The following is a 20,203-nucleotide window of genomic DNA, read 5'->3' on the forward strand; positions in this document are numbered from 1 at the left end:
AAGCCCACAGAGGGGACGCCCCATATCTCTCCTGAACTATGCCGTTACCGGCTCCCGACCGCAGTCATCCTGTCAGGATGGCTGCATCCCACTATCCCTAACCACACGCTGCCCGTTACGAAACATCATGGCCATGCAAGACTCGGCAATTGAGGTAACCCCAGCGGCTCCCTCTGACCAACCCCCAACCGCCAATAAACAGAATTCGCTATCGCCAGTGGAGGCGGTCAGGCAAATGTTGACCAACCATGCCAGGGAGCGCCAACTTGTTCTGATCCAGGACTTTCCCGATCCTGATGCCCTCTCATCGGCCTGGACCTATCAACTCATTGCTCGCACCCACAATATCGACTGCGATATCTACTATTCCGGCACGCTCAGCCACCAGGAAAATATTGCCCTAGTGAAGCTGACCGGTTTGCCGGCTCGCCGCTGGCCCCTACAAAAAGCCGATCATCCCGATCTCTCTCAGTACCAGGGCTACGTCCTGATTGACACCCAAGGTACCACCAGTCAACTCTCCGCCCGGGCCCAAAAAGCAGGATTGCCCCTACTGCTCGTCATCGATCACCATGCTCCCCAAGGCAAACTAGAGGCCGAAGTCGTCGACCTGCGGCCCCACATTCGGGCCACAGCCACCATCCTCACCCAATACCTGCAGGAAGGGCTGCTGACCCTCGACCACAACAACAACAAACACATCAAATGCGCCACCGCTCTGATGCACGGCTTGCGGGCCGACACCAACCAGCTGATGAACGCCGCCGAGGCCGATTTCCTAGCGGCGGCCTATCTCAGCCAAGTCTACGACTCCCAGTTACTCAGTGCCGTGCTCCAGGCCTCTCGCTCTAAGCGGGTCATGGACATCATTGAGCGCTCTCTGCGCAATCGCAAACTGCAAAACAATGTGTCCATTGCCGGCGTTGGCTATCTGCGCTACGACGACCGAGACGCCATTCCCCAAGCCGCCGACTTCTTGATCACCGAGGAAAATGTCCACACCGCCGTAGTCTATGGCATCGTCCACGATGAGGACGAAGAACGGGAAGTGGTGATTGGTTCCCTGCGCACCAGCAAAATCACCCTGGATCCCGATGAATTCATCAAGGAAGCCTTCGGTCAAGATAATCAAGGCCGCTTCTTTGGCGGTGGCCGCTCCATGGCCGGTGGCTTTGAAATCCCGGTCGGGTTTCTCTCAGGATTCTATGAAAACAGCGAGTTTAATCGCCTCAAGTGGGAGGTCTTCGATATTCAGGTGAAGCAGAAGCTACTGCGACTGGTGAATCCTGAAGACGGCGTGATTAATACCGATTAATCCCACTAATAGTCATTAGGCAACTAGGATTGTTCGCCATGCTATAGCGCAACGGGCAATTCACGCGATAATTGGGCTACGCAACTGGCGGCTAGGCCCTGCTCATGCTGCCGATGGTGGTACCCCGGCTCAACTCGCTGGGAGACATCGCTGGTAATGGCAGCCGTGGGGGGTCGCCGAGCGTAAGTCAATGCATGGGAGCAGTGCAATATGACCGTATGTGAATACAAGCCAGGTCTGGAGGGGGTTCCTGCTACCCAGTCCGGCATTAGTTATGTGGATGGCCAGCAAGGCATTCTGGAATATCGCGGCATTAGCATTGAGGAGCTAGCCCTCAAGAGCACCTTCCTGGAAACGTCTTACCTATTGATTTGGGGAGGGCTGCCCACCAAACCAGAGCTAGAAGAATTCGAATACGAAATTCGTCATCATCGCCGCCTCAAGTATCGAATTCGGGACATGATGAAATGTTTCCCGGAACGGGGCCATCCCATGGATGCGCTGCAGGCCTGTGCGGCAGCTTTGGGGCTGTTCTACTCGAAACGGGCCCTAGATGATCCCACCTATATTCAAAACGCCGTAGTCCGCTTGCTGGCTAAGATTCCGACCATGGTGGCAGCCTTCCAGCTGATGCGGAAGGGCAATGATCCGGTGCAGCCCTGCGATGATCTCGACTACGCCGCTAATTTTCTCTATATGCTGAATGAGCGGGAGCCGGATCCTCTGGCTGCTCGTATCTTTGACATCTGTCTCACCCTCCATGCCGAACACACCATCAATGCCTCTACCTTCTCGGCCATGGTGACGGCCTCTACCCTGACCGATCCCTATGCAGTGGTGGCCTCGGCTGTAGGCACCCTGGCTGGGCCGCTGCACGGTGGCGCCAATGAAGAGGTGATCGACATGTTGCAACAGATTGGCTCCGTGGAAAATGTCCGGCCGTTTGTGGATGAGTGCATCACCCGTAAGTCCCGCATCATGGGCTTCGGCCACCGGGTCTATAAGGTGAAGGACCCCCGAGCTACGATTCTGCAGAAGCTGGCGGAGCAACTGTTTGCAAAATTTGGTCGGGATGAATATTACGATATTGCCCTAGAGCTGGAGCAGGTAATTTCCGAGAAGCTGGCCCACAAGGGGGTGTATCCCAATGTGGACTTCTACTCTGGCCTGGTCTACCGAAAGTTAGGGATACCGACGGATTTGTTCACGCCGGTATTTGCGATCGCACGAGTGGCGGGCTGGCTAGCTCACTGGAAAGAGCAACTGGAGGCCAACCGCATCTTCCGGCCCACCCAAATCTATACCGGGCGACGGAATCAGGCCTACACTCCCCTGGCGGAACGACCTCACCTTTGGGATAAGACCCTGCAACACCAGGTCTGAGGTCAGCCTGAATTAGGCTACCTCAATGGCAGCGACCAGAACTTCTAATAGGTTCCAGGGACACTACTCCCAGATGAATGGGAACGAACACGGTAGAATGCAGATAAGAAACTTCACAAATTGGACGATCCTGTAGGGCTTACCCATGAACCAAGGCATTGACCTACAAGGCAGTTTCATTAAGGCCCTAGGCGATATGGGCCTACCAGCCGGGGCTGCCAAAGCCATGTGGCTTCCCATGCCCATGACCCTAATCTTGGTGTCGGCAACGGTCAGCATCTTTGTCACCGTTTGGCTAGAGCGCAAGATTTCTGCAGCGGCCCAACAGCGAATTGGGCCGGAATACGCCGGCCCCCTGGGAAGCCTGCAGGCCGTCGCCGATGGGCTCAAGCTCATCTTCAAAGAAGACATCATTCCGGCCAAGGCCGATCCCTGGTTATTTACCCTAGGGCCAGCCATCGTGGTCGTTCCCGTATTTCTCTCCTTTCTGATCGTGCCCTTTGGCCAAAACCTGGTCATCACCGACATCGGCGTCGGCATTTTTCTGTGGATTGCCCTCTCCAGCATTGCCCCCATCGGGCTGCTGATGGCGGGGTACTCCTCCAACAATAAATATTCCTTGCTAGGGGGGCTGCGGGCGGCGGCCCAATCCATCAGCTATGAGATTCCCCTGGCCCTAGCGGTACTAGCGGTGGTGATGATGTCCAATAGCCTCAGCACCATCGACATCGTGCAACAGCAGTCCGGCTATGGCATCCTGGGCTGGAATGTCTGGCGTCAACCGGTTGGCTTCGTTATCTTCTGGGTGGCTGCCCTAGCCGAATGTGAGCGATTGCCCTTCGACTTACCCGAGGCAGAAGAAGAACTGGTGGCCGGCTATCAAACCGAGTATACCGGCATGAAATTCGGCCTGTTCTTCGTCGGTTCCTACGTCAACTTGGTGCTATCGGCCCTAATCGTCTCCATCTTGTATTTAGGAGGCTGGAGTTTTCCCATCCCCATCGAGTGGATGGCCGGATGGTTAGGGGTCAGCGAAACGGCTCCCTGGCTGCAGGTGGTTGCCGCTTCCCTAGGGATCCTGATGACCTTGTTAAAGGCTTATCTTCTGGTCTTTCTGGCTATTCTGCTACGCTGGACTGTGCCTCGGGTCCGCATTGACCAATTGTTAGACTTAGGCTGGAAATTCCTGTTGCCCGTCTCCCTGGTGAATCTGTTGCTAACAGCTGCTCTGAAGCTGACTTTTCCCATGGCCTTCGGCGGGTAGCCGACCTCAGCCCTTGCCAGCACCAGATCTACATGTAGATCGCACTCACTCTATTTCCCCATGTTGAACTTTCTCAAACAAGTCGGAGACTACGCCAAGGAAAGTGCCCAAGCGGCCAAATACATTGGTCAAGGACTCTCTGTCACCTTTGACCACATGCGACGGCGGCCTGTTACCGTGCAATACCCCTACGAAAGGTTGATTCCCTCTGAGCGCTTTCGGGGACGGATTCACTTCGAATTCGACAAGTGTATTTCCTGCGAAGTGTGCGTCCGGGTTTGTCCCATTAACCTGCCAGTAGTGGATTGGGAATTCAATAGAGAGACCAAGAAAAAGAACCTGAAGCACTACAGCATCGATTTTGGCGTTTGCATTTTCTGTGGCAACTGTGTGGAGTATTGCCCCACTAACTGTCTCTCTATGACGGAAGAGTATGATATGTCTACTTACGACCGTCACGAGTTGAACTACGACAATGTCGCCTTGGGGCGCCTGCCTTACAAGGTCACCCAAGATCCGATGGTGACTCCGTTGCGAGAGCTAGGCTATCTGCCCAAGGGCGTTACTGATCCCCACGATTTACCCGAAGGCTCCCGGCGCGCGGGTAAGCTCCCCCAGGAAATCTTGGATGAGATGGAAGCCGACGATGCCGAGGCTAAAGAAGATGCCAAGGCCTAATGACTAAGGTGATACTGGCCAGTTCACTGGATTGCTGGTCAGAGACCAGTGGGTACATTCTGGCCAACGTTATAGTGATTGAGTGCTGATTTGAAGGAGAGTCCGCTACCGTGACGCTTGCCGAAGGGGTACAACTGGTTTCGTTTGGCCTGCTAGTAGCCATGATGTTGGGATCGGCCCTGGGGGTGGTCCTACTCGAAAATATCGTCTACTCAGCCTTTCTGTTGGGCGGCGTGTTCATCAGCATGGCCGGGCTATATATTCTCCTAAATGCGGCCTTCGTGGCGGCAGCCCAGGTTCTGATCTATGTGGGAGCGGTGAATGTACTGATCCTATTTGGAATCATGCTGGTCAATAAGCGACAGGCATTTCCCCAGGTCAAGTTGGCTTGGATAGGACGAGCCGCTACAGCAGCAGTATGTGCCGGGTTATTTGCCTTACTAACTACAACGGTACTCAGCACGGGTTGGGCCATTTCTTCGGATGCTCCAGCCGGAGACAGTGCCACAATTTTGATCGGAGAGCACTTTTTCAGCGATTATCTGCTGCCCTTTGAGCTGGCGTCGGTCCTGCTGTTGATGGCCCTGGTGGGGGCGATTATTCTGGCTCGCCGGGAATACCTGCCTGATGAGGTGCCAGGGGAGCCTATGTTACCAGAAGCATTGAAGCTAGCCGAGCGGCCTCGGGAACTCGTATCGGCTGGTCAGTCTTCGTCCCCCAATCCCTCCGACGAAGACTAGCGCACTACGGCAGCCGCAACACTACCGCTGATTCCCCGACCTATGGTCATAGCCTCCTGCGCTGCCATCTACTAACTGTTTGAGTACGTCTTACGTCTGCCCTACCAGTGTGATATGCAACTAGAATATTTCCTCATCCTAGCGGCGGCCCTATTCTGCATCGGGGTCTATGGCCTTGTCACTAGCCGTAATGTGATTCGAGTGTTGATGTCCATTGAGTTGATGCTCAATGCCGTCAACTTGAACTTAATGGCCTTCTCCAATTACTTGGACCCAGCCAGTGCCAAGGGTCAGGTGTTTGCTGTGTTTGTCATCACCATTGCTGCAGCAGAGGCGGCTGTGGGCTTGGCCATTGTCTTGGCGATTTATCGCAACCGCGACACCGTAGACATGGAACAGTTTAATTTGCTCAAGTGGTGAGGTCTTGGCCTCGGGAGACCGACTCCAAGTGGGGAACGATGCCTCAGAGGACATTTGAAAACTCGGCTGAAAGCCCTGCAGGGTAAGCGTTTTAGAGCGTATGGCTCTGTTGACCAGAATCCAGTCTGGAGCAAGGTTGCAGGGTACTTTCCAAATATCCTCTCAGTCAGACTGTAGGCGTCAGAAGTTAGGAATGGTCCTGAAAATGATGTCGGGCTCCTGATTGTTGGGCCCTCCCCTAGTTGTCAACCAATCTGAATTTGGCAGCTCCCGAGCTGATTAATCATGGCCCAATTCGTGCCGCCATCTATGCGGCCCTCCGGATTTGTCGGATGTGGGCCGTAGATGCAGTCGAAATTCACTACAATTCAAGGGAATATGCCGAGACCTTGGCCAGATTTTGCAGCTGAAGCAAGTCATCATCGTTCACAAGGCAACCAACCGCCTCAGTCAACAGTGGGCCGAGCAATGCGCTGCTGAGCTTGAGGCCCTGGGGTGTGAGGTTTTACTTGGTCCCAGTGGTCCCAAGGACAATCCTTATCCAGTGTTTCTGGCCTCAGCCCATCGGCCCATCGACTTAGCCATTGTGTTTGGCGGCGATGGCACCGCCCTGGCTGCGGCCCGTCACTTGGCTACGGCCAATATTCCGATTCTGGCCGTGAATGTAGGCGGTCACCTAGGGTTTTTGACGGAATCCTCCGAAGAATTGAGTGATTCCCAGCAGGTGTGGCAGCGACTGCTCCACGACCGTTTTGCCGTACAGCAACGGATGATGCTCCAGGCTCAGGTGCATCGGGGGCACCGCACCAATCTAGAGCCCATGAGCGACTGTTTTTTGGCCCTAAATGAGATGTGTGTCAAGCCGGCCTCGCCTGACCGCATGATCACCTCCATTCTGGAGATGGAAATCGATGGCGAGGTAGTGGATCAGTATCAGGGAGATGGGCTGTTGATTAGCACCCCCACCGGTTCCACTGGCTATACGGTGGCGTCAGGTGGTCCCATCGTTCACCCGGGCATGGATGCGCTGATTGTGACTCCGATTTGCCCTTTGAGCCTCTCCAGCCGCCCCATTGTGCTGCCTCCTGGTAGTGTGGTTAGCGTCTGGCCCTTAGCCGATGCCGATCTCAACACCAAGCTTTGGATGGACGGGGTCCTATCGACGGCCATTTGGCCGGGCCAGCGGGTGGATGTACGCCAGGCCGACTGCATGGCTCAGTTCATCGTCTTGCGGGAGAATTACTCCTACTACCGCACCCTCCGGGGCAAGCTGGCCTGGGCCGGTGCCCGCATCAACTACACCAATAACCATCGCAACTGACGTGTATAGCCACCGCCATATTCCCCAACCGGGAAATCTGGCTTAGAGGTGATTTGCAAACCGCCTAAACAGTCGTCAGAGCAAGGTTTTCAGAAACACCGCGAACACTCCTGCAAGATCGCTAGAAGCCTTGAGAACACTTGCCTTGACGGCTCTTTAAGGTTTCCTTTGCAAATTAGCTCTCAACGCTGATGTCCGTTAACACGACTAGAACTCACTAACAGGGCGCTGCGTCCATTGCGGGCAATGATTATAAACGAAGAGCCAGGAGCGTTTGACTCCTGACTCTCACCCCCAGCAACCCCCTTAGGTTAGGACGGACTCTACCCAACCCAGCTCAGTGTTCTGCCTTAAACCGCTAGGGTTTCTCCCAGTTGGGCATGGTCGGTCAGCTCAATCGGGACCGCCGGCGTACGCCACACGTCTCGGCAGTAGTCCTGGATAGAGCGATCGGAGGAGAACAGTCCCATGCGAGCCACATTCAGGATGGACATGCGGGTCCAGTGGGTGCGATCGCAAAAGGCCTGTCCCACCCGTTCTTGGCAAGCCACATAGTCCTGGTAATCGGCCAACAATAGGTAGGGATCCCAGTTCAATAGAGAATCTATCAAGGGCTTAAACACCTCCCCATCACCACGGCTGAAGGTTCCCACCAGAATGCTATCCAGGGCCTGCTTCAGTTCTGGATCGCCTTGATAATAGTCCCAAGGGTTATAGCCCTGGGCCTTGAGGGCATAGACCTCAGGGGCAGTGAGGCCAAACAGGAAGAAATTCTCTGCCCCCACCTCATCGCGAATCTCCACATTGGCCCCGTCCAAGGTGCCAATGGTCACCGCCCCATTCAGGGCAAACTTCATATTGCCAGTGCCCGAGGCTTCCTTACCGGCCATGGAAATCTGCTCCGAGAGATCCGCCGCCGGATAAATCCGCTGGGCCAATCTGACATTGAAGTTCCTCAGGAAGACCACCTTCAGCCGATCCCGCATGGCCGGATCGTGGTTGATCACTTCCGCTACCCCATTCACCAGCCGAATCATCAGCTTGGCCACGTGGTAGCCAGGAGCTGCCTTGCCGCCGAAGATAAATGTCCGCGGTGGCACCTCCAGGTTGGGGCTGGCTTTCAGACGGTGATACAGGGTGATAATGTGCAGCACATTCAGATGCTGCCGCTTATACTCGTGGATGCGCTTCACCTGCACATCAAACAGCGACTCAGGATTGATCACCAAGCCATTCTGCTTAGCCATGTAGTTGGCCAGATCCCCCTTATTGGCCTGCTTAATCATGTGCCAATCATGCTGAAAGCTGGGATCCTCCGCCTTGGCCTCCAGGCGTTTTAACTCATCCAAGCGACTGACCCAGGTGTCGCCGATGGTGCGATTCAGCATTTCGGTTTGGCGGGGGTTACTTAGCACCATAAACCGGCGGGGCGTCACCCCATTGGTCTTGCTGTTGAACTTCTCTGGATACAGCTCATAGAAGTCCTTCAGCACATCCTGCTTCAGCAGCTCGGTATGCAGAGCCGCCACCCCATTGATGGAGAAACTGCCGACACAGGCCAAATGGGCCATGCGCACATATCGTTCGCCCGATTCATCAATCAGCGACAACCGGCGTAGGCGATCGCTATCGTCTGGGAACCTGGCTCGCACCTGCTCCAGGAAGCGATGGTTGATCTCATAGATGATCTCCAGATGCCGCGGCAATAGCTGGCCAAACATGTCTACGGGCCACTTCTCCAGGGCCTCTGGCATCAGCGTGTGGTTGGTATAGGCAATGCTGCGCTGGGTAATGTCCCAAGCCGCATCCCAGCTGAGGCCATGCTCATCCATGAGTAATCGCATCAACTCAGCTACTGTAACCGCCGGATGGGTGTCATTGAGCTGAATCACGAATTTCTGCGAAAACTGACTCAACGCCAACCCCTGGCGGGCCAAAATCCGCAGCATATCCTGCAAGGAACAGGACACGAAGAAGATCTGTTGCGCCAACCGCAGGCGCTTGCCCTGGGAAATATTGTCATTGGGGTACAGCACCTTGGAGAGGTTCTCCGAGGAGAGCTTGTCTTGCACTGCCCCCAGATAATCGCCCGAGTTAAATATCTCAAAGTCGAAGGCTTCTGGGGCCTGGGCCGACCATAGTCGCAAGGTGTTACAGGTATTGGTACGATATCCGGCAATGGGCATATCGTAGGGCACCCCTTTGATCACCTGGTAGGGGATCCAGCGGACTCGATAGCGGCCGCTACGGTCGGTATAGGCTTCCGTATGGCCCCCTAGTTTCACATCCACAGCCCACTCCGGCCGCGGCAGCTCCCAGGGATTGCCCAGGCGCAGCCACTTATCGGTCACTTCTACCTGCTGACCGTTGCGGATATCTTGCCGGAAGATGCCGAATTCATAGCGAATGCCATAGCCAAGACTCGGGACCTCCAAGGTGGCCATGGAGTCGAGGTAACAGGCGGCTAATCGGCCCAAGCCCCCGTTACCTAGCCCCGGCTCTGCCTCCTGTTCCATCAGCTCATCTAGGTTGAGCCCGAGGTCAGCCACGGCTTGCTGAACGATGTCGTAAATCCCCAAGTTAACCAGGTTGTGGCCCAGTTGTGGCCCCATCAGGAACTCAGCCGACAGGTAGGCCACCGTCCGAGACCCTTGCTCTGTATAGGCGGCTGCGGTACTGATCCAGCGCTGCAATAGGCGATCGCGTACCGTATAGGCCAATGCCATGTAGTAGTCATGCTGGGTCGCCAAGCGGGGAAACTTGCCTTGGATATAGAACAAATTGTCTAAAAATGCACGTTTCAGGGTCTCAGGGGTGAGACCCGTGCGGTCGTCCTCGACTTGAACAGCCGCATGATTCAGATTGGCAGCGGGTTGCATAAAAATCTCGTAGTTGGAGCCTCAACCCATGGCTAGATAGGTAACTAGATATGGGTGATGAAAGCCTTACTCTACACTGCACGGACCAAATCTTGGCAGGGATTGAGGCAGACATTGTGGAATCTTTAAATGCCGCATTAAAGTCTCGCCGATAGGTTACAAGTCGCTATATTTCGTGACAGTTGTTTAATCTAAGCCCTATTTGCTGACACTCCCCCTCCTGGATGATCCCCCTCGTCCCCAGCTCTACAGCGGATGCCGCCATTCCTAATCTTCAGGTTTCTATTTCTGCAACCCATCTCAGCCTGTCCCCTGGCTATGACACAGTGAGGACATGAATTTTCTGGAGACCCCTGATATGAGATCGAGATCCCCCTGGTCCTGGCCCCTGTCTAGCATTCTGCTGGGCTGCACCCTAGCCACTACCCTGAGCCTAGGCAGCCAAGGCCTCTTAACCGCCACGGCCCAGGAACCGATTCTGCGTACCCTGACAGTCACTGGTCAGGGTCGTGAGTCCGTGCAAACCACCCTGACTCAAGTGGATTTAGGGGTTGAGGTCAACGGTCGTGAGGCAGAGCAGGTGCAGCAACAAGTGGCCCAGCGGACGGCTGCGGTGGTAGAGCTATTGCGCGATCGCAACGTGGACAAATTAGAAACCACCGGCATTCAACTCTATCCCCAGTACGACTATGACAATGGCCAGGCCGACATCATCGGCTACCGCGGTAGCAACACCGTCCGGTTTCGCATTGCCACCGATGCGGCTGGCCCCTTAATCGATCAGGCCATTGCCGCCGGAGCCAACCAGATTCAAGGGATTCAATTCGTCGCCACCGACGAGGCCCTGGCCACGGCCCGCCAAAGCGCCCTACGAGAAGCCACCGAAGACGCTCAGCAGCAGGCCAATACGGTGTTGCAGGTGCTGAATCTCGGCCCCCAGGAAATCGTCAGCATTCAGATCAACGGCGCCGAGACCCCCATGCCCATTCCCCTGCCCCGTCAGGCCCGCCTGTCTGCCGCCGAAGCCGATGTGTCTACTCCGGTAGTCGGTGGTGAACAGACCGTTGAGGCCAGAGTAACGCTGCAGATTCGCTACTAAAATGCGATGGTCATTGGCTGCGCCGCCCCAGAGCAGCTAGGCAGGCCCTGAAGCGCCATGGCATCTGACCAAACCGACAAGTAGGAGTATTCGTAGTGTGGGCATTGCCTTTTCTAGGGCCTAATGATACTCGTCATTCATCTACTCAATGCCCACCTTTGCGAAAGATTGGTGGGCCAGCCAAGAGCCTTGACCATTGCTGGGAGCAGCGGCAATGAACTTGCCCACCCTACCCATTGCTCGCTCTGAATCCAGCCAAGCTTGACGCTCTGGATTCCCGCCTCCGCGGGAATGACAGGAGTACGTTGTCTTCAGGCCTCAACATCATCACGATAAAGATTACCGTCATTCCGGGCAAGGGCAGCGCGACCCGGAATCCAGGCAGAGGGCGTTGCGGCATGATGGTTGTCTCGGAGTCTGCCAATGAAAGATTCTATCAACCTGAATAAGTCCTAGCTGCCCAGACATATATGCTGGTGTCAACCCCAGTCGCGCTTGGCGAAGCCTGGCTGAAAGCCATACATCACAGGCGGTTCGCTCTGGATGTCGGAGTCCGAGGGGAACGAAATCCCTCGGGTGAGCACCCCGAGCTACCTAATTCAGCGTGGCCTTAGCGAGCGTGACCACCCCTCACCGACAAGTAGGAGTATTCGTAGTGTGGGCATTGCCTTTTCTAAGGCCTCATGATACTCGTCATTCATCTACTCAATGCCCACCTTTGCGAAAGATTGGTGGGCCAGCCAAGAGCCTTGACCATTGCTGGGAGCAGCGGCAATGAACTTGCCCACCCTACCCATTGCTCGCTGGCTGAGCGGAGTCGAAGCCAGCGAGACTCAGGCCAACAAGATTCTACAAACCTGAATAAGTCCTTGCGGCTGAGACATATATGCTGGTGTCAACCCCAGGATCGGAGCCCAGCCCCATGCGTTACCCAGCCCAGCTACTCGGCTTGCTTGCCCTCGCCGCCGTGATGGTGGCTACCCTCGAGAACCCCGGAACAGCCAAAGAGCATCGAGAACGGCTTCCGGTTCACATCGCCGACCGCTTGGCCCAAGGTGAAAGCGCTGAAGACCGCAAAGCTGAAGCCGATGCCCTGTTCGATGAAGCGTTTCAGCTATGGCGAGTCAGTGATTATCAGGCAGCCTGGGAGCGGCTACAACAAGCCCTGGCCCTCTACCAGGCCCCTGACGTGCGGACGGCCTTTCCGCAGGCCAGTCAGCGCGGCGAAGCGAATACGTTGACCGGACTGGGGGAAATCTCGCGCAGCTTTGGCCGATATCCTCAAGCCCTGGACTATTACGAGGCTGCGCTAGCGATTCAGCAGACGATTCAGGATCGCTGGGGAGAGGGCGTCACCCTCAACAACATTGGGGCGGTGTACCACAATCTGGGCCAATATGAGCAGGCCCTGGGCTATTACCAGGACGCCCTCGCCATTCGCCAGGAGATTGGCGATCGTCAAGGGGTTGGCCAAACCCTCAACAACATTGGCTTGGTGTATGACAACCTGGGCCAATATGAGCAGGCCCTGGGCTACTACCAGGACGCCCTGGCCATCCTTCAGGAGATTGGCGATCGCAAGGGGGAAGGGGTCACCCTCAACAACATTGGGGCGGTGTATCGCAACCTGGGGCAATATGAGCAGGCCCTGGACTACTACCAGGAGGCCCTGGCCATCCGTCAGGAGATTGGCGATCGCGCTGGGGAAAGGGGTCACCCTCAACAAACATTGGGGCGATATATCGCAATCTGGGCCAGTATGAGCAGGCCCTGGACTATTACCAGGAGGCCCTGGCCATCCGCCAGGAGATCGGCGACCGCAGCGGCGAGGGCACCACCCGCAACAACATTGGGGCGGTGTATGACAATCTGGGCCAATATGAGTCGGCCCTGGACTATTACCAGGAGGCCCTGGCCATCCGCCAGGAGATCGGCGACGCCGGGGGAGGGGGTCACCCGCAACAACATTGGCTTGGTGTATGACAATCTGGGCCAGTATCAGCAGGCCCTGGGCACCTACCAGGAGGCCCTGGCGATTGCCCAGGAGATTGGCGATCGCAACGGCAGAGCCATCAGACTCAATAACCTCGGCTATGTGCTGGAAGACCTAGAGCAGCCGGAGCTGGCCATCGTTTTCTTGAAGCAATCGGTAAACCAGTGGGAAGCGATGCGGGGGGACATTGGTGGGTTATCCGTTGAGGACCAACAAGCCTTTACCGACAGCATTGCCAGCAGCTATCGCAAACTGGCGGATATGCTGCTGCAGCAAGACCGCATCCTGGAGGCGCAGCGGGTGCTGGATTTGCTGAAGGTGCAGGAGCTGGATGAATATTTGCAGGGGGTGCGCAGCACCGCCCAAACTGAAAGCGGGGTGGATTTACTCGATCCGGAACGCCAGATTCGTAACCGCACCATCGCCATCGGCTATGAACTGGCCCAGTTGCGAGATATGCCCTATGCAGAATTGTCAGAGGCCCAAAAGCAGCGGCTGGCGGAGCTGGATGCGGCCCAACAAGATGTCATTCAGGACTTTCGTGCCTTCATCGACAGTCCCGAGATCCAGGCCCTGGTGGCGCAGCTGCAGAGCGATGTGCAGGAGCAGGATGTGCTGGCGGAGCTGGATGAGTTCATCAACTTGCAGAACAACCTGCGGGCCATTGACCAGACTGCCGTGCTGATCTACCCGCTGATTTTAGAGGAGCGGCTGGAGCTGGTGCTGGTCACCCCCTTCAGTGAACCGGCTCGCTTCCCAGTGCCTGTGAGTAAAGCCGAGTTGAACGAGACAGTGCTGGCTTTTCGGCGAGCGCTGGATGACCCCAGCAGCGATCCGCGACCGTTGGCCCAGCAACTCTATGAATGGCTGATTGCCCCCATGGCCGAGGACTTAGAGGCCATCGGCGCCGAGACGATGCTCTATGCCCCGGATGGGGTATTGCGCTACATTCCCCTGGCCGCCCTCCATGATGGTGAGCAATGGCTGGCAGAGCGCTTTGCCATTAACCACATCACTGCCGCCAGCCTGCAAGACTTCACCCTGCGGCCCGACCCGCAGCCCCGGATTCTGGCGGCGGCTTTCAGTGAGGGGTTCTATGAGGTGCAGGCCCGCGATCGCATCTTTCCCTTCGACGGTCTGCCCTTCGCCGGTCGCGAGGTGGCCACCCTGGCCGAGCGGTTTCCCGGCACCACCCAATTTATCAACCAGGCCTTTAGCCGCAGCGCCCTCGAGCCAGCTATGGATAGCCATACCATTGTTCATCTGGCCACCCACGCCACCTTTGTCTCCGGCTCATCGCGGGACTCGTTTATTCTGTTTGGCAATGGCGATACCCTCAGCTTGCAGGAGATCAAGGCCGACTGGCAGGGACGATTTAACCAGGTGGATCTGATCGTGCTCAGCGCCTGTGAGACAGGGCTAGGCGGCCCCACCCTGGGCAATGGGGAAGAGATTCTCGGCTTCGGCTATCTGATGCAGGAGGCTGGAGCTGAAGCGGCCATCGCCTCGCTGTGGCAGGTGAGTGATGGCGGTACCCAGGCGCTGATGGATGCCTTTTATTTGGCCTTGCAGAATGGCTACTCCAAGGCGGAGGCGCTACAGCGAGCCCAGCAGGCATTAATCGCCGATGACATGAGTATTGTCGGTGGTGAGCGCGGCACCATCGAGGTCGTCAGCACCGTCACCGGCCAGCCCATTGGCGATAGCCTGGCCCATCCTTACTACTGGGCCCCGTTTATCCTCATCGGCAATGGCTTGTAAGGATAGCGTTGACCCGATCAGGATGTCAGTAGAGTTGGCGGGTCCTGCTCAGCCATAGAGAAGAACCACGAAAAAATCGTTGGGGACCGCATAAAACTCTATGGGTCCCGGCCAAAAATGGTGGCGTCCCAGACAAATGTCTATGGGGACCGCGTAGATTATGACCCCCCCTACGACTGGGCTCCTTCATCCTGATGGGTAGCGGGCTGTGCCCAGGTCTGCCCTTGCTACACTGGGGATACTTGTGAGAACGGTTGATGCCCATGGCTGTCTCGACCTCTGAAACTCAACACCCCCAATCAGCTCAGGTATCATCCGACGCTATTCCTTTCCCGCCCGGAGATCTCTACAGCGACGAGCCGCCCTTGGAAACTGACCTCCACCGTGACCAAATTGATTTGCTGATTCGGCTGCTGAAGTGGTTGTGGCGAGATCGACAAGACTTCTATGCGTCCGGTAATCTGACCATTTACTACAGTCCCAATCAGAGCAAATCCAGCGATTTTAGAGGCCCAGACTTTTTTGTCGTCTTAGACACCGAGCGCAAACCCCGCAAGAGTTGGGTGGTGTGGGAAGAAGATGGCAAGTATCCCCATGTGATTGTGGAGTTGCTGTCGGAGTCGACGGCCAATACTGACCGCGGCCTGAAAAAGCAGATCTACCAAGATATTTTTCGTACCCTCGATTATTTCTGGTTCGATCCCTACAGCTTGGAGTTTGAAGGCTTTCATCTGGTGGATGGCACCTATCAGCCCATTGCCCCCACGGAACAGGGCTGGCGCTGGAGTCAGCAATTAGGGCTCTATCTGGGCATCCATCAAGGGCAGCTGCGGTTTTTCACACCGGAGGGAGATCTGGTTGCTAGCCCTGAAGAGACTGCTGCATTGGAACGGCAGCGGGTCGAGACAGAACGACAACGTGCCGAAGCGGAACAGCAGCGCAATGAGAGACTCGCCGCTAAGCTACGAGAGTTGGGAGTTGACCCGGACGATATTCAATAAGGGATTCGCGTCAAGATAAAGTACCCATCGAGGGGATAGCAGGTGATGGGGTGATGGGGTGATGGGGTGATGGGGTGATGGGGTGTAGACGCGGTAGCGGCTTCCCGGAGGGTAGGGGAGATGGGATGTTTTTTAGGCGCAACTCCCTTAGCCGTCGTAGGGTTGCCCATCAGGCATGGTGGCTCCTCGCAGGTCGGCCTGACTGAGGCTGGTGCCGGTGAGATCGGCCCCGCGCAGAGCGGCTGCTATCTTTGCAGACATGGACTTCGATCTGGTCGCTGGCCCAGTGGATGCGATCGCATCGGTGGCAGCGACAAAGCCCCCCACCATGGTTAATAACTACATTTCCTTTTATAGATTAAGTAAATAGTAGAGAAGCCCAGATCAAACTGGGCTACGGCTGGAATCGTGAGTGGGGGCGGTAACGTCGCCCCCTGGTCTTACTGAGCCAAGAGACTTCTCAGCATCCAAGCAGTTTTCTCATGCACCTGCATGCGCTGGGTCAACAGGTCGGCAGTGGGTTCATCCTGAACCTCATCCACCACTGGGAACACCGACCGAGCTGTGCGGACCACGGCTTCCTGCCCTGCCACCAGCTGGCGAATCATCTCCTCGGCACTGGGCACCCCCTCTTCCTCATCGATGGAGGAGAGCTGGGCGAATTCTTTATAGGTGCCTGGGGCTGGAAATCCTAGGGCCCGAATTCGCTCCGCCACCTGATCGACGGCCAGGGCCAGCTCGTTGTACTGCTCTTCGAACATCAGGTGCAGGGTTTGGAACATGGGGCCGGTCACATTCCAATGGAAATTATGGGTCTTCAGGTACAGGGTGTAGGTATCGGCCAAGAGTCTAGACAACCCCTCGGCAATCTCCTGTCGCTTGGTCTCCTCGATGCCAATGTTGATGGGCATCGCTTTGCTGTCAGCGGTGGCAGTGGTCTTAGCCATAGTGTCACTATCCTTACTTACACTCGAGGGCGGTTGCTACCCATCAAGATTGTAAAGCGAAGCTACGGTGGCGGGGGCCGTGGTGTCCCGTGTGGACTGATGGTTGGCTCAATGGCCCAGTCTAGGAAGCTGACTGGCTCGTCTACCGCAAAATTGTTGTGGCGGTGGCTATAAAGCGACTCTCGCAGCTGCTGTTAGTCTGTCGATACGTCAGAGGAATCAGACGAGTCAGAGGAATTAGAGGAGTCAGAGGAATTAGAGGAGTCAGAGGAATTAGAGGAGTCAGAGGAATTAGAGGAGTCAGAGGAATTAGAGGAGTCAGAGGGCATCTGTGCTGCCAACTGTTTCCACTCCTGAATCGCCAAGGGCGACACCGTCAGTTGCACTTCCGTCTCATCAACGGTGGGCACGGAAAATTCTACTGTCAGTGTTTCCGGCAACTGGGTAATCACAGAGCCAATATCGTATTGGCCCACATTGCCCGCCGGCTCGCCGCTGGTAAACAGTTCGCTGGAGACATCCTCAGCGGTAAAGGTGCTGCCACTGGGCAAGGTGATAGTGAGGGGATGGGAATGAAATAACTCCACCGAGCCAGGAAAGCCCACCAGCCTCAGCCTGACGATGGCATCTCCCTCGGCAGGGATGCGCTTGAAGGCGATGGCTTGCCAAGGAACATTATTGCGATCAAATAACTTCTGCCGCGATTGATAGACCACTTGGCTGGGGCCTTCCTGCACCTGGTGAATATCGGCATAGGCTGGCTGTACGGGCCCTACGATAGTGCTGACGAGGACGATCATCGCCACCACGGCCAAGAACAGCCCTCGCAGTCTGAGGCCATGACATTGGCGCCGCATAGTGAACCTCCGGCAGGGTGAATCAGCTGGCATCGCGGCTGGGATCTGGATACTGGATAGCTCCTTAATTTTAAAGCGATGAGCATCCAGCGCTCAAGCCACGGATTGAGTCGGGGGTGCTACGTTGCACTCAAACGTGACGAGTAAGCCCTGTTATGAAATTGAGTGAAATTCACCGACGTACGATAGAAGTCTACGAAACCCAAGCAGGGTCTTGGGATCGACATCGTCCTCGAACACTGAACGAACGAGTATGGCTAGACAAATTTACCGCTGCCATTCCGCCTTACGGCACAGTTCTCGATGTCGGGTGTGGTGGTGGTGACCCCATTGCTCGGTATTTTATTGAACGCAACTTCGCCCTCACTGGAGTCGATGCGGCGAAAGCCATGATAGAGATTGCGCGGACTCGATTCCCGGCAATGACCTGGATTCAGATGGACATGCGAGAACTAAGCCTCAACCAAACCTTTGATGGCATCATCGGTTGGGACAGTTTCTTTCATCTAAATCCAGCCGAGCAACGGCTCACCTTGATGCGATTTGTGACGCACCTAAAATCTGGTGGTGCGCTACTGTTGACCGTTGGCCACACAGCTGGCGAAGTGCTCGGGCAGGTTGAAGGACAACGGGTGTATCACTCGAGCTTGGACCCCACAGAATACAAGAGCATCTTGATCGAGGCTGGGTTTTGCCAGGTTGAGTATGTTGCTCAAGATCAACGCTGTGGCATGAGATCACTTGTACTGGCTTCCTGCTTGCATCCACGAGGAGAGTAAGCTTTGGAGTGATGGGCGATCGCTCTGCCATCCATTAGCTCTATCGCAAGTTGGGCCAGGTGTCATGATCACAGCACAACATCAGAATCTTGGCAGAGGGCCTACAGTATTGATTGGCTCCCCAGATATCTATGTAAGAGGATATTTGGAAAGTACCCTGCAACCTTGCTCCAGACTGGATTCTGGTCAACAGAGCCATACGCTCTAAAACGCTTACCCTGCAGGGCTTTCAGCCGAGTTTTCAAATGTCCTCTAAGAGTTGCCCCATGATTACCCTGTATCAGTTCCAACCCTGCTTAGGGGTGCGTAATCCCAGCCCCTTCTGCCTGAAGCTAGAAACCTACCTACGCATGGTAGGGCTGCCCTATGAGGTGGATCTCAACGCCGATGTGCGCAAGGCGCCAAAGAAAAAGCTGCCGTATATCGTCGATGGCGATCGCATCGTTGCCGACTCGGGCTTCATCATCGATTACCTCAAGGACACCTACGGCGATCCGTTGGATCGGCATCTATCGCTGCCAGACCAGGGAATTTCTTTGGCCTTCCGGCGATTGATGGAGGAAAACCTCTACTGGGTCATGCTCTACAGCCGCTGGGCCGAGGATGAAAATTGGGCCGTGATCCGTGAGCTTTACTTCTCGAGTCTGCCGCCGGTTTTGCGGTCAATTGTGCCAGGGTTGGTGCGCCGAGATGCGCTGCGCAACCTCTATGGCCATGGCATGGGGCATCACAACCGCAACGAGATCTATGAGATTGGCCGCCGCGATGTCAAGGCCCTCAGCGATTTCTTGCGGGACAAGCCCTTCCTGCTGGGTGATAGCCCCACTAGCTTAGATGCCATTGGCTATGCCTTCCTGGTGAATCTAGTGCGAGTGGAGTTGCCCTCGGTGATTTCAGACTATACCCGCCAGTTTGAAAACCTGAAGGACTATTGCGATCGCATGCAGGCTCGCTTCTGGCAGTCACTCTGATCGGAAGAATGCTTAGCCTTCCCCCCGCAAAATCCCCACCAAGATCCGCATCAAGTCTTCCAGATCGGTGGGCACTCGATACAGGGTTAAGTCTTGGGTGACCTGTCGGCTAGCGCGATGGAATTGGCCAAATTGCCAGATGGTTCCCGTCGACACTGCCCCCAGCAGCATCGATTCCTCGGTCTCTAACCACTGGTCAAGGGCGATGAACTCAACGGCCAGCTGTACAAAGCCCCGCTCTAGGTCTTCGTTCTTGGCCTCGATGACCAACAGGTTCTGGTGCGATCGCAAAAAATAATCTAGCGAGCCCTTCAATAAGTTACTGACGGCCACGGGATACTCCACATTCAGAGTCGCCTCAGTGTAGTGCAGCACCTCCATCAACACCGGCGCAATTAAAAACTCCCGACGGGCCATCTCGCTGGTCAGGCTCAGGCGGGGCAGGCTTTCTTCGATGCGTCGCCGTAGATCCGGCAATCGGTCTAATGAAGCTTGGTGCTGAGGCAAAGATAGAAACTGCTTCTGTAGCGTGGCATCGAAGTAGCCCAGAATGTCGCCCGGGGCAAAATTTAGTCGGAAGTAGTCGGCAAAGGTGTAGGACTGATCCGCTTGAATGATGGGAGGTCTGGGCATGATGGAGCCTCAGGATGTAGAACGACACAGTGAATCGAGCTGGACCTAGCTCCATTATCGCAAGAATGCACCAGAGACTTGGCTGGCAGTTATGGGTAGCGGGAGTATGTCGCCGATATCTCTCCCAAAATATCCTCTAAGAAAGCTTGAGAAATCAGGCCA

General features: G+C 55.7%; 18 protein-coding genes. 12 read left to right on the plus strand and 6 right to left on the minus strand.

Translation table 11 applies throughout. The features are described 5' to 3' along the window. Nucleotides 1-133 precede the first annotated feature (133 nt). The 7 genes from XM38_RS04570 (at nucleotide 134) to XM38_RS04600 (ending at nucleotide 7,121) form a co-directional block, all read left to right on the plus strand. Nucleotides 134-1,315: a DHH family phosphoesterase gene (locus tag XM38_RS04570; RefSeq protein ID WP_225889183.1), complete on the plus strand. Its 1,182-nt coding sequence runs from the start codon at nucleotides 134-136 to the stop codon at nucleotides 1,313-1,315. 210 nt (nucleotides 1,316-1,525) lie between these two features. Continuing rightward, nucleotides 1,526-2,698 (plus strand): citrate synthase, encoded by a 1,173-nt coding sequence (locus tag XM38_RS04575; protein ID WP_080809297.1) that lies wholly within the window; start codon nucleotides 1,526-1,528, stop codon nucleotides 2,696-2,698. Between the two features lie 145 nt (nucleotides 2,699-2,843). After that, complete coding sequence (gene nuoH / locus XM38_RS04580; protein ID WP_080809292.1) at nucleotides 2,844-3,962, plus strand: NADH-quinone oxidoreductase subunit NuoH; 1,119 nt, start codon at nucleotides 2,844-2,846, stop codon at nucleotides 3,960-3,962. A gap of 63 nt (nucleotides 3,963-4,025) precedes the next feature. Next, nucleotides 4,026-4,640 (plus strand): NAD(P)H-quinone oxidoreductase subunit I, encoded by a 615-nt coding sequence (ndhI, locus tag XM38_RS04585; RefSeq protein WP_187329549.1) that lies wholly within the window; start codon nucleotides 4,026-4,028, stop codon nucleotides 4,638-4,640. A gap of 110 nt (nucleotides 4,641-4,750) precedes the next feature. After that, nucleotides 4,751-5,380 carry an NADH-quinone oxidoreductase subunit J gene (locus XM38_RS04590; protein ID WP_080809287.1) on the plus strand — a complete coding sequence of 210 codons (630 nt, stop codon included), beginning with the start codon at nucleotides 4,751-4,753 and terminating at the stop codon, nucleotides 5,378-5,380. A gap of 114 nt (nucleotides 5,381-5,494) precedes the next feature. Then, on the plus strand, nucleotides 5,495-5,800 hold the full coding sequence (nuoK, locus tag XM38_RS04595) for an NADH-quinone oxidoreductase subunit NuoK (RefSeq protein WP_080809284.1): 306 nt from the start codon (nucleotides 5,495-5,497) through the stop codon (nucleotides 5,798-5,800). A gap of 400 nt (nucleotides 5,801-6,200) precedes the next feature. Continuing rightward, nucleotides 6,201-7,121: an NAD(+) kinase gene (locus XM38_RS04600; protein ID WP_080809281.1), complete on the plus strand. Its 921-nt coding sequence runs from the start codon at nucleotides 6,201-6,203 to the stop codon at nucleotides 7,119-7,121. 350 nt (nucleotides 7,122-7,471) lie between these two features. Here XM38_RS04600 and XM38_RS04605 read toward each other — a convergent pair whose 3' ends face one another. Further along, the gene (locus XM38_RS04605; RefSeq protein ID WP_088429206.1) at nucleotides 7,472-10,000 is read right to left on the minus strand and encodes a glycogen/starch/alpha-glucan phosphorylase; all 2,529 of its coding nucleotides are present in this window, start codon (nucleotides 9,998-10,000) and stop codon (nucleotides 7,472-7,474) included. 358 nt (nucleotides 10,001-10,358) lie between these two features. On the opposite strand from XM38_RS04605, the gene XM38_RS04610 reads away from it, so the two are divergent. The 3 genes from XM38_RS04610 to XM38_RS04620 all read left to right on the plus strand — a co-directional run bounded on the left by XM38_RS04610 (nucleotide 10,359) and on the right by XM38_RS04620 (nucleotide 15,854). Next, complete coding sequence (locus XM38_RS04610; RefSeq protein WP_080809579.1) at nucleotides 10,359-11,099, plus strand: SIMPL domain-containing protein; 741 nt, start codon at nucleotides 10,359-10,361, stop codon at nucleotides 11,097-11,099. A gap of 922 nt (nucleotides 11,100-12,021) precedes the next feature. After that, the gene (locus XM38_RS04615) at nucleotides 12,022-14,853 is read left to right on the plus strand and encodes a CHAT domain-containing protein (RefSeq protein ID WP_187329276.1); all 2,832 of its coding nucleotides are present in this window, start codon (nucleotides 12,022-12,024) and stop codon (nucleotides 14,851-14,853) included. 263 nt (nucleotides 14,854-15,116) lie between these two features. Next, nucleotides 15,117-15,854: a Uma2 family endonuclease gene (locus XM38_RS04620; RefSeq protein WP_080809576.1), complete on the plus strand. Its 738-nt coding sequence runs from the start codon at nucleotides 15,117-15,119 to the stop codon at nucleotides 15,852-15,854. Here the strand turns inward: XM38_RS04620 and XM38_RS25735 are convergent. The 4 genes from XM38_RS25735 to XM38_RS04640 form a co-directional block, all read right to left on the minus strand. Beyond that, a complete protein-coding gene (locus XM38_RS25735; protein ID WP_187329277.1) occupies nucleotides 15,848-16,024 on the minus strand; it encodes a hypothetical protein in 177 nt (58 codons plus the stop codon). The genes XM38_RS04620 and XM38_RS25735 overlap by 7 nt on opposite strands. After that, entirely contained in the window at nucleotides 16,002-16,184 is a 183-nt protein-coding gene (locus XM38_RS26785; protein WP_088429210.1) for a pentapeptide repeat-containing protein, read from the minus strand. The genes XM38_RS25735 and XM38_RS26785 overlap by 23 nt, the downstream gene beginning before the upstream one ends. Nucleotides 16,185-16,294: 110 nt before the next feature. After that, nucleotides 16,295-16,765: a Dps family protein gene (locus XM38_RS04630; protein ID WP_080809574.1), complete on the minus strand. Its 471-nt coding sequence runs from the start codon at nucleotides 16,763-16,765 to the stop codon at nucleotides 16,295-16,297. Between the two features lie 230 nt (nucleotides 16,766-16,995). Then, nucleotides 16,996-17,658 (minus strand): DUF3122 domain-containing protein, encoded by a 663-nt coding sequence (locus XM38_RS04640; protein WP_202978824.1) that lies wholly within the window; start codon nucleotides 17,656-17,658, stop codon nucleotides 16,996-16,998. A gap of 155 nt (nucleotides 17,659-17,813) precedes the next feature. On the opposite strand from XM38_RS04640, the gene XM38_RS04645 reads away from it, so the two are divergent. Both XM38_RS04645 and XM38_RS04650 read left to right on the plus strand, forming a co-directional pair. Continuing rightward, nucleotides 17,814-18,437, plus strand: coding sequence for a class I SAM-dependent methyltransferase (locus XM38_RS04645; protein WP_080809262.1), 624 nt, complete (start codon nucleotides 17,814-17,816; stop codon nucleotides 18,435-18,437). A gap of 266 nt (nucleotides 18,438-18,703) precedes the next feature. After that, nucleotides 18,704-19,408 (plus strand): glutathione S-transferase family protein, encoded by a 705-nt coding sequence (locus XM38_RS04650; protein WP_088429212.1) that lies wholly within the window; start codon nucleotides 18,704-18,706, stop codon nucleotides 19,406-19,408. Nucleotides 19,409-19,420: 12 nt separating this feature from the next. On the opposite strand, the gene XM38_RS04655 is transcribed toward XM38_RS04650, so the two are convergent. Then, the gene (locus tag XM38_RS04655) at nucleotides 19,421-20,041 is read right to left on the minus strand and encodes a hypothetical protein (protein ID WP_080809257.1); all 621 of its coding nucleotides are present in this window, start codon (nucleotides 20,039-20,041) and stop codon (nucleotides 19,421-19,423) included. Nucleotides 20,042-20,203: the final 162 nt, after the last annotated feature.

The organism is Halomicronema hongdechloris C2206, from assembly GCF_002075285.3.
GTDB lineage: Bacteria > Cyanobacteriota > Cyanobacteriia > Phormidesmidales > Phormidesmidaceae > Halomicronema_B > Halomicronema_B hongdechloris.